The 8,272-nt window shown below is 58.3% G+C and carries 7 protein-coding genes; 4 read left to right on the top strand and 3 right to left on the bottom strand.

Annotated features, from left to right (window positions below; all coding sequences use genetic code 11):
• The coding region (locus AC0L3J_RS36010) for an NYN domain-containing protein (RefSeq protein ID WP_473350248.1) at window positions 1-243 on the top strand (243 nt) is incomplete at its 5' end.
• A 979-nt stretch (window positions 244-1,222) separates the two neighbouring features.
• On the opposite strand, the gene AC0L3J_RS36005 is transcribed toward AC0L3J_RS36010, so the two are convergent.
• A complete protein-coding gene (locus AC0L3J_RS36005; protein ID WP_473350247.1) occupies window positions 1,223-1,606 on the bottom strand; it encodes a hypothetical protein in 384 nt (127 codons plus the stop codon).
• A 68-nt stretch (window positions 1,607-1,674) separates the two neighbouring features.
• Between AC0L3J_RS36005 and AC0L3J_RS36000 the strand changes: the two genes are divergently transcribed.
• The 3 genes from AC0L3J_RS36000 (at window position 1,675) to AC0L3J_RS35990 (ending at window position 5,020) form a co-directional block, all read left to right on the top strand.
• Window positions 1,675-3,264: a recombinase family protein gene (locus AC0L3J_RS36000; protein WP_473350246.1), complete on the top strand. Its 1,590-nt coding sequence runs from the start codon at window positions 1,675-1,677 to the stop codon at window positions 3,262-3,264.
• Window positions 3,242-4,120, top strand: a complete 879-nt coding sequence (locus tag AC0L3J_RS35995; protein ID WP_473350245.1) for a ParB/RepB/Spo0J family partition protein — start codon at window positions 3,242-3,244, stop codon at window positions 4,118-4,120. Before AC0L3J_RS36000 ends, AC0L3J_RS35995 begins: the two co-directional genes overlap by 23 nt.
• A gap of 84 nt (window positions 4,121-4,204) precedes the next feature.
• Window positions 4,205-5,020 carry a plasmid partitioning protein RepB C-terminal domain-containing protein gene (locus AC0L3J_RS35990; RefSeq protein WP_473350244.1) on the top strand — a complete coding sequence of 272 codons (816 nt, stop codon included), beginning with the start codon at window positions 4,205-4,207 and terminating at the stop codon, window positions 5,018-5,020.
• A gap of 90 nt (window positions 5,021-5,110) precedes the next feature.
• On the opposite strand, the gene AC0L3J_RS35985 is transcribed toward AC0L3J_RS35990, so the two are convergent.
• Together AC0L3J_RS35985 and AC0L3J_RS35980 are read right to left on the bottom strand one after the other, a co-directional pair.
• Window positions 5,111-6,430 (bottom strand): HlyD family type I secretion periplasmic adaptor subunit, encoded by a 1,320-nt coding sequence (locus AC0L3J_RS35985; RefSeq protein WP_473350243.1) that lies wholly within the window; start codon window positions 6,428-6,430, stop codon window positions 5,111-5,113.
• Window positions 6,427-8,181, bottom strand: a complete 1,755-nt coding sequence (locus AC0L3J_RS35980) for a type I secretion system permease/ATPase (protein ID WP_473350242.1) — start codon at window positions 8,179-8,181, stop codon at window positions 6,427-6,429. The genes AC0L3J_RS35985 and AC0L3J_RS35980 overlap by 4 nt, the downstream gene beginning before the upstream one ends.
• Between the last annotated feature and the right edge of the window lie 91 nt (window positions 8,182-8,272).

The following is an 8,272-nucleotide window of genomic DNA, read 5'->3' as shown; positions in this document are numbered from 1 at the left end:
GACTTCCGCTCCCTGGTCGAGGCCGTTCAGCGCCGCGGCGTGCGGGTCACCGTGATTTCCACGATCGCGAGCCAGCCACCGATGATCGCCGACGAGTTGCGTCGCCAGGCCGACGTCTTCACCGACCTGGTCGAGCTGCAGTCCAAGGTTGGCCGCGACCCGTCCGAACGCCCCGCTCCGCGTGACCGAGGACACGTTCCCAAATTCTTGCAAGAGCCGAAGGGAAACGATCCCCTCGACTAAACGACAAAGGTGGCATCCGCGTTGCGGAATTAAGCCATGTTGGATGCAAGCCAAAAATCATCGGCAAAGGTCTGCTGAGGGTCGATCGCGTCGCTTTCGCGCTCGACTGCAAATTTCCAATCTGCTCCGAAGATCGGTCGTCCTCGGCTTCGGCCGCCGAAGCCATTCAGATGGACGCAGACTAGACAAACGTGAAAAGGAACGGCTAGTCAGTCGCATGGTTTGGATTCCGAATTGGCTGCGACGGGCAGATGTCAGCCTGCGGCCCAGGGCTGGCGCTCAGGTCGACTTACAACCGCTGTCGGAGCGCAGCGGCCGATGGCTAAAGGCCAACTTGTTTCGTTTCCCGGGCGCGGTGTGGTCCCGGAAGCGTAGCTGTGTAGAACTGTCAGAGGGCGACGTGATCGCACTGCATCTTGTTGTCGAGCGGATAACACAAGCCGGGCTGAAGGTGCGGCTTTCGGGGCGCCTTCGCGGCTGGGACGTTGCGTCGCCTGTTTGGACTTTGCTGGTGCGCAAGCGTTAACGGATCGGGCCCACTCCGGAATTGCACGGTGACGAACGACGGCTTGCGGTCAAAACGGTCGATTGGCAGCGCGCGATGTCCGGTCTGGCCTCGACTACGGTCCTGCTGAACGATGCCTCCATGTTCGCTTACGCGCCGAGTGGACACCGGTTATCAGCGGAATTTTTTCGGATGCGTCTTCCTCACAAGGGCGCGCAAGGCATTGTGAACGATAGAATAACGGTGTCGCCTGGACATTCGGCCGGTGGTTGGCAATTGTTCGGGCAAAGCTAGCATGTTGGTGGCGGATTAAGAACAGCACTGATCTTTTCAGTGCGTGGTCGGCAACGACCCCAATTGGGGCCCGGTAAGCCAAACGTGCAGTTGCGCATCATACACCCACCTTGTGCGCAACTTAGTTTGGGCAGCAAGGCCCCGTTCCGGAACTGTCCGCTAAATCTCCTTCATCAGTCTTCAGCTCTCGGGCGTACCAGATTCTGTCTCCTGATGCTCAATGACCTCAGAAAGCAGATCAGCTGTGAGCTGTAAGCTATTCCTCACTTCCCCAAGTCTGCGCATCGAAAGCAATGCCGGTCGATGCGATAGCCTCAAGACAAATTCAAAGACCCGATCCGAATTGCGCATGAGCTGCAATAGATGCTCGCCGCTAGGGCCGTTCGAACCGGAAAGCCAATTCTTTGCGGTTCTTTCGTTAGCTCCCGTCCACCGCATCAGCGTCTTATGCGCTCGGTGAGTGTTGCCAAGCTCCGACTTGAGAATATCGGCGATCAATGTCGCGTACGTCGCTGATGCACAGCCAACATCGGCCGGAAACTTCTTGCCCGTTTTCGGAAACATGTTTCCCTCCGAGCTAAGCTATAGTTTGCGTCAATCGATCATGCATTCTTGACGCTAGTGGGGCGGCGATGTTGCCAGTCCAGCCGAATACAAGATCCGAGACAACAAATAAGCTCCCAATAACCGCGGCCGAGTACGTGCGAATGTCGACGGATCACCAACAATATTCGACTGCGAACCAGGCTCAGGCCATTCGCGAGTACGCCCTTCGCCACGGCATCACTATCAGCAAGACTTACGAAGACAGCGGCAAGAGCGGCTTGAATTTGGATGATCGCAACGCCCTAAAACAGCTGATCGACGATGTTCAAAACGGCATAGCCGAATTCTCGACCATCCTCGTGTACGATGTAAGCCGCTGGGGCAGATTCCAAGACGCCGATGAAAGCGCTTATTACGAATATATATGTAAGCGCGCCGGCATTTCAGTTCGCTATTGCGCCGAGCAATTCGAGAATGACGGTAGCCCGGTCTCGACTATCGTCAAGGGCGTCAAGCGCGCAATGGCCGGTGAGTACAGCCGGGAACTTTCAGTCAAAGTTTTTGCAGGGCAGCGGCGCCTGATTGAGCTCGGATACCGCCAAGGCGGCCCGGCAGGGTACGGCTTGAGGCGGCAACTGGTCGATCAAGGTGGCGTTGCAAAAGCCGAGCTGGTGCGAGGCGAGCACAAGAGCATTCAGACCGATCGGATTGTCCTGATCCCAGGCCCTGACGATGAAATCGAGACTATCCGCTTCATCTATGACGCTTTCGTCACGCGAGGCCAAAGCGAGAGCGAAATAGCTCAAGCGCTAAATAAAAATGGGGTGGTCACCGACCTGGCGCGGCCCTGGACCAGAGCCACGGTCCACCAGATCCTGATCAACGAAAAGTACATTGGAAACAACGTTTGGAATAGATGCTCATGCAAGCTCAAGGGGCCTCGCGTCTACAATCCTCCGGAGCGTTGGATCCGTCACGATCAGGCCTTTGAGCCCATTGTCGACGAAGATACATTTAGATCGGCACAAACCATCATTACTGAACGTTGCAAGCGGTACTCCAATGAGGAGCTTCTGGATGTACTCCGCGGCCTGTTGGAGCAGCACGGCTATCTCTCAGGAATCATCATAGACGAACTCGAGGTTGGGCCGTCCAGCAGCGCTTACCGTGCGCGCTTCGGCAGTTTGCTCCGAGCTTATGAACTTATCGGCTTCAGCCAGGACCGGGACTATCGCTACATCGAGATCAATCGCGCCTTGCGCCGGATGTATCCCGACTTCATTGCGGCAACAGTACGCGGCATCGAAGAGATCGGGGGATCGGTCTGCCAGGACGCTGAGACCGACCTCCTCACCGTCAATGACGAGTTCACCGCCTCTCTTTGCCTGGTCCGATCTCAGGAAACCATTGCTGGCTCCCACCGCTGGAAGATCCGCTTTGATGCGGGCCTGCGACCGGACATCACGGTGGCGATCCGGATGAACCAGATGAACAACGCTGTGCTCGACTATTATCTCTTGCCACGCTTTGAGATGCAGGCCGAGCAAGTCGCTCTCGCTGAGCACAATGGCCTGGCCCTTGATGCCTATCGTTTCGACACGCTCGACATGCTGTTTGAACTTGCCGCCCGCTCGCAATTGATGGAGGTCAGCTATGGGATCGGCGCAATGCATTGAGATCATTCCGGTCGGTGCCATCGATGTGGTCAATCCACGGGTCCGCAACCGTCGGATCTTCAAGGAGATCGTGACCAGCGTCGCCGAACTTGGCCTCAAGCGGCCAATCACAGTCAAAAGGAAGGCCTGCGAGGGCGACGCGCGCTACGATCTGGTTTGCGGTCAGGGGCGCCTCGAGGCTTATCAAGCTCTCGGGCAACGGGAGATACCGGCCGTCGTGGTCGACGCCACCAACGAAGACGGCGCCATCATGAGCCTAGTCGAAAACTGCGCCCGGCGGCAGCACCGCGCCATTGATCTTCTGCATGATATTGAGGGGCTGCGCGGGCGCGGCTACGAGTTCGACGACATCGCGCGCAAGACCGGCCTCAGTGTAGAGTATGTCAAGGGCGTGAGCAGCTTGTTGGAAAGCGGCGAACACCGCCTGCTGCGCGCCGTTGAAGCTGGACAGATGCCGGTCAGCATCGCCGTCCTGATCGCCCAGGCGCAAGATGCCGACATCCAATCCGTGCTGCAGCAGGCCTATGAAGAAAAGCTCTTAAGGGGCCAACGCCTCCTCGCGGCCAAGAAGCTGATTGAGCAGCGACGACGTCGCGGCAAGGGTTATAAGACCGGCCCACGCCGGACCGATGGGGCGCCGATGAGTTCGAACGCCCTTTTGCGGGCCTACCGTCAAGACGTCGATCGCAAACGAGTCTTGATCCGCAAGTCCAACAACACCAAATCCCGTCTGGTCTTCATCCTGGAAGCCCTGCGCAAGCTCTTGGTCGAGCCTGAGTTTTTGTCGGTCTTGGAAGATGAAAAGCTCGACACGTTGCCCAAGACTCTGGCGTTGCGGCTGCATGGGCAGGCTTAAGCCATGGCACGCCGTCCTCATATTTCGGTGCGGATGGGCTTTGAAGAACGGACCGCCATGGTCCGGTTGTCCGATATACAGCCCTTGAAGCTCGTATCCGATGAGGTGAAGCGCTCACCAAAATACCGGCAGATCGCAGCATCCGTTGGCGAAATCGGGCTGGTCGAGCCGCCCGTGGTGGCACGAAGCCGCGACAGCCAGGGTAAATTCCTGCTTCTGGACGGTCATTTGCGCCTCGAGGTCCTGCGCGACCGCGGCTTGTTGGAGGTCGAGTGCCTGGTCTCGACCGAAGACGAGGCCTTCACCTACAACAAGCGCGTCAATCGGATCGCGATCATCCAAGAGCATCGCATGATCTTGAAGGCGATCGAGAACGGGGTGTCGGAAGCGAGGATTGCCAAGGCACTGAATGTCGATGTCGCCAGTATTCGGCGGCGCCGAAAGCTGCTCGACGGCATCTGCGCGGAAGCCGTCGATTTGCTCAAAGAGAAACACCTGACCCTTAACTCCTTCTCCGAGCTGCGCAAGCTCGCGCCCTTGAGGCAGATTGAGGCGGCCGAGCTGATGATCGCAATGAACAATTTTTCCAACAGCTATGTGCGCTCGTTGGTGGCGGCGACACCGCGCAATCAATTGGCGGCCGGCTACACCCCGCGTGCGCCCAAGGGGCTGTCCGATGAGCAATTGGCGCTGATGGAGCGGGAGTCAGCTTCGCTCGCCCGCGAATTCAAGGTCGCCGAGCAGACCTATGGCACCGACCATCTCGATCTGGTGCTCGCGGTCGGCTACGTCGCGAAATTGCTGCGCAACGGCAGAGTGGTCGGCTATCTCGCCAAGCACTTTCAGGAATTGCTGTTCGAATTCCAGCGCATTACCGAATCCGAGGCCAATGCGGCTTGAGCCCTCCGGCGCACTTGAATCGATTTGGCCGCATTCGCGTATGCGTTGTTATGGTATAAATCGGCCGTTGGCCGACTACCGCCGAGTGTCTCACCTTTCGCGGAAGGTCCGCGCGATCTGATCGTGCAGCGGCTTCAGGAAGTACTGCAAAGGCGTCCTCCCATACGTTTGGATAAACGCCTCGGCAGGCATCCCGGGCACCAGATGCATGTCTCCCAGATGAGCGATTTCGGAGCGAGGCAGCGACACCCGCACTTGGTAATAAGGCTGGCTCGCCTGTCCCGCGCTGGCAGGATCACGCGTCAGATCGGCCGAGACGCGCAATAAGATCCCTTGGATGTCCTGGATGGTCCTCTGGTTGCCAGCCATGATTCGGACGATCGCTTTCGCACCGGTCGCGATCTGATCGATATCCTGCGGCATCACCTTTGCGTCCACTACGAGACTGTCATCATTGGGAACGATCTGCATAATCGTCTCGCCATTGGCGATGACGCCCCCGACAGTATGAACAGCCAGCTGCAGGACGAAGCCTGATTGCGGTGCGCGGATGTCGACACGTTTCAACTGATCCTCCGCCGCGACCGCACGCTCTTTCAATTCAGCGATCTTCCCCTGAACATCGCGCAAGTCCTTCAAGACGTCTGTGCGGAAGTCTCGATCGACCTGTATGATTTGGAGCTCAGTCTCACTGATCTTGCCCCGCGCTCTCGCGATCTCGGCGATGAATTGGCCGCGCTCACCGTCGAGCCGCGCCTTATCTCGCTGCAGGACCATCAGGCGGGAGATCGAGACGAGATTCTTCGAATAAAGCGACTTTACACCAACGAGCTCGTCATTGATGAACTCGACCTCCCTCTCCTTCGCTTCTTGTTGGGCCGAAAGCCCACGGATCTCTTCGTTGCTTTGGTTGATCCGTTCGTGCAGTTGTCCTCGCTGACCAACGCGCGCATTGCGACGTGATTCCAGAAGCTTTTCTTCACCAGCTAGCGTGGCTGCGAGAGATTTGATTTCTTTCCGGACCAGCAGATCATCCGAAAACGTGACCATTTCGGCATCATCGCGCTCCGCGATGAGACGAGCCTCGCGAGCTTGCATTTCATCGAGCTGCGAGCGCACGACACCCAAGGTGGATCGGGTCACCGTATCGTCGAGCCTCATAACCACGTCGCCGGCTTGAACAAAATCGTTTTCCTTGACGAGAATCTCGCCGACGATGCCACCTGTTGGATGCTGGACCTTTTTCACGTTGGATTCGACCACGACCGATCCCGGTGCAATGACCGCGCCGGCAAGCTCGTTAGTCGATGCCCAAACACCAAACCCGCCGGCCATCAATACAATCGCGGTGAAGCCGATCAGATTTAGCTTGCGGATGGTTCTGCGCGGATTGATCTCTTCTAGGTTCATCGCGCACTCACCTCACGGATCGCGGAGACGCTTGCCGCCGTCGGAATCGGGTGGACCTGGGTCGGTACGACGAGCCCCTTGAGAACCTCATCTCTAGGGCCATAAGCCTGCACCCCACCATTGGCGAGATACAGGAGCTTGTCGCAAATGGCGAGCGCGGAGGGACGGTGCGCGATGATCACCACAATGGCCTGACGCGCTTTGGCAGCCCTGATCGCATCCTGGAGCGCCAATTCGCCCTCATTGTCGAGATTTGAATTTGGCTCATCGAGCGCAATCAAGAATGGGTCCCCGTAGAGCGCCCGCGCCAGCGCGATACGTTGGCGTTGCCCGGCGGATAGCGCAGCACCGCTGTCGCCAATGACTGTGTTGTAGCCGGAAGGCATGCGCAGGATTAGATCATGCGCACCTGCGGCCTGTGCCGCCTTGATGATCTGCTCGCCGAGGGGTTTAGATGTCATGCGCGCGATGTTCTCGGCAATTGTACCGTTGAACAGCTCGATTGACTGCGACAAGAATCCGATATGGCTTCCGAGGAAGTCGGGATCCCATTGATCAAGCTCGGCGCTGTCGATGCGAACAGCGCCGTTTGGCGTTGGCCATACGCCGATCAGGCTGCGCATCAACGATGTCTTGCCGCAGCCGCTGGGGCCGATGATTCCAAGGGCTTCGCCCGGGGCGAGCTTGAACGACACGTTCGAGAGCAACGGCTTAGTCGCGCCGGGAACTGCAACCATGATGCCCTCAACGTCGAACGACCGATTTGGCGCCGGCAGGGCCACATAGGTCTTTTCGGCGCCAAGCCGCCCAAGCGTTTCGGACAGACGTTGAATGCTGATACGCGCAGCAAGAAACGTGCGCCAATTGGCAATTGCAGTTTCGATCGGAGCCAGCGCGCGACCGACCATGATTGAGGCCGCGATCATCGAGCCGCTGGTCAATTCCTGTCTGATCACCAGATAGGCGCCGAGCCCAAGGATCGCCGACTGCAGCAGCATTCGGAAAATCTTGGAGATGCTGCCGAACGTCCCTATGGCATCGCTCGACGCGGCGGCGGCCGCCAAATATTTCTGATTCTCATCGCTCCACCGGCCGGACAACATCTTCGTCATCCGCATCGCCGTGATGGTTTCGCTGTTGTTGCGCGATGCCTCGACCAAGGCTCCTCTGACTCCCGCGAGGCGGCTTGTGGTTTTGGATGGCTCCTGGCTCGCCCGTTCGGTCAAAAGCGTCAACGCCATCAGGACGAGGCCGCCTGCGATCGCCAGCACGCCCAGCCAGGGATGGATCAGAAAGCAGAGGCCAAGGAACACCGGAACCCATGGCAAATCGACTATCGCGAGAGGTCCGGCGCTCATGAAGAATGAGCGGATCTGGTCGAGATCCCGGACCGGCTGAGTTGCGTCGCCGCCCCCCCGGTTCATCGTCGCCATTCGAACCACCGCCGAATGCACGATTCCGCTGAGGTCGATGTCAAGAAGCGTTGCGGCACGCACGACGACGCGTCCGCGAATGGCGTCCAATAATCCCTGCAGCGCGTAGGCCCCGACCAGGAAGATCGTCAGCGCCACCAAGGTCGGCACATTGCGGCTGCCGAGCACGCGATCGTAGACCTGGAGCATGTAGATGGGGCCCGCCAGCATTAGCAGGTTCACCACGCCGGAAAAGATTGCCACACTCGCGAAAGCGCGGCGGCAATCCTTCAAGGCCTTCGCAACGGTCGGATGGGTTTGAATGGGCGGTGCTCGCAACACGAATTTCCTTTCGGCCCACGCGATACTGTTCCAGCTAATTCCGAAACCATTGGCATGAATGGCGGGGCAGTCAGCCCCGCCACTACTC

The organism is Bradyrhizobium sp. Kon37, assembly GCF_055807535.1.
The sequence above is the reverse complement of the archived record's forward strand: the minus strand, read 5'-3'. Positions and strand labels throughout refer to the sequence as shown.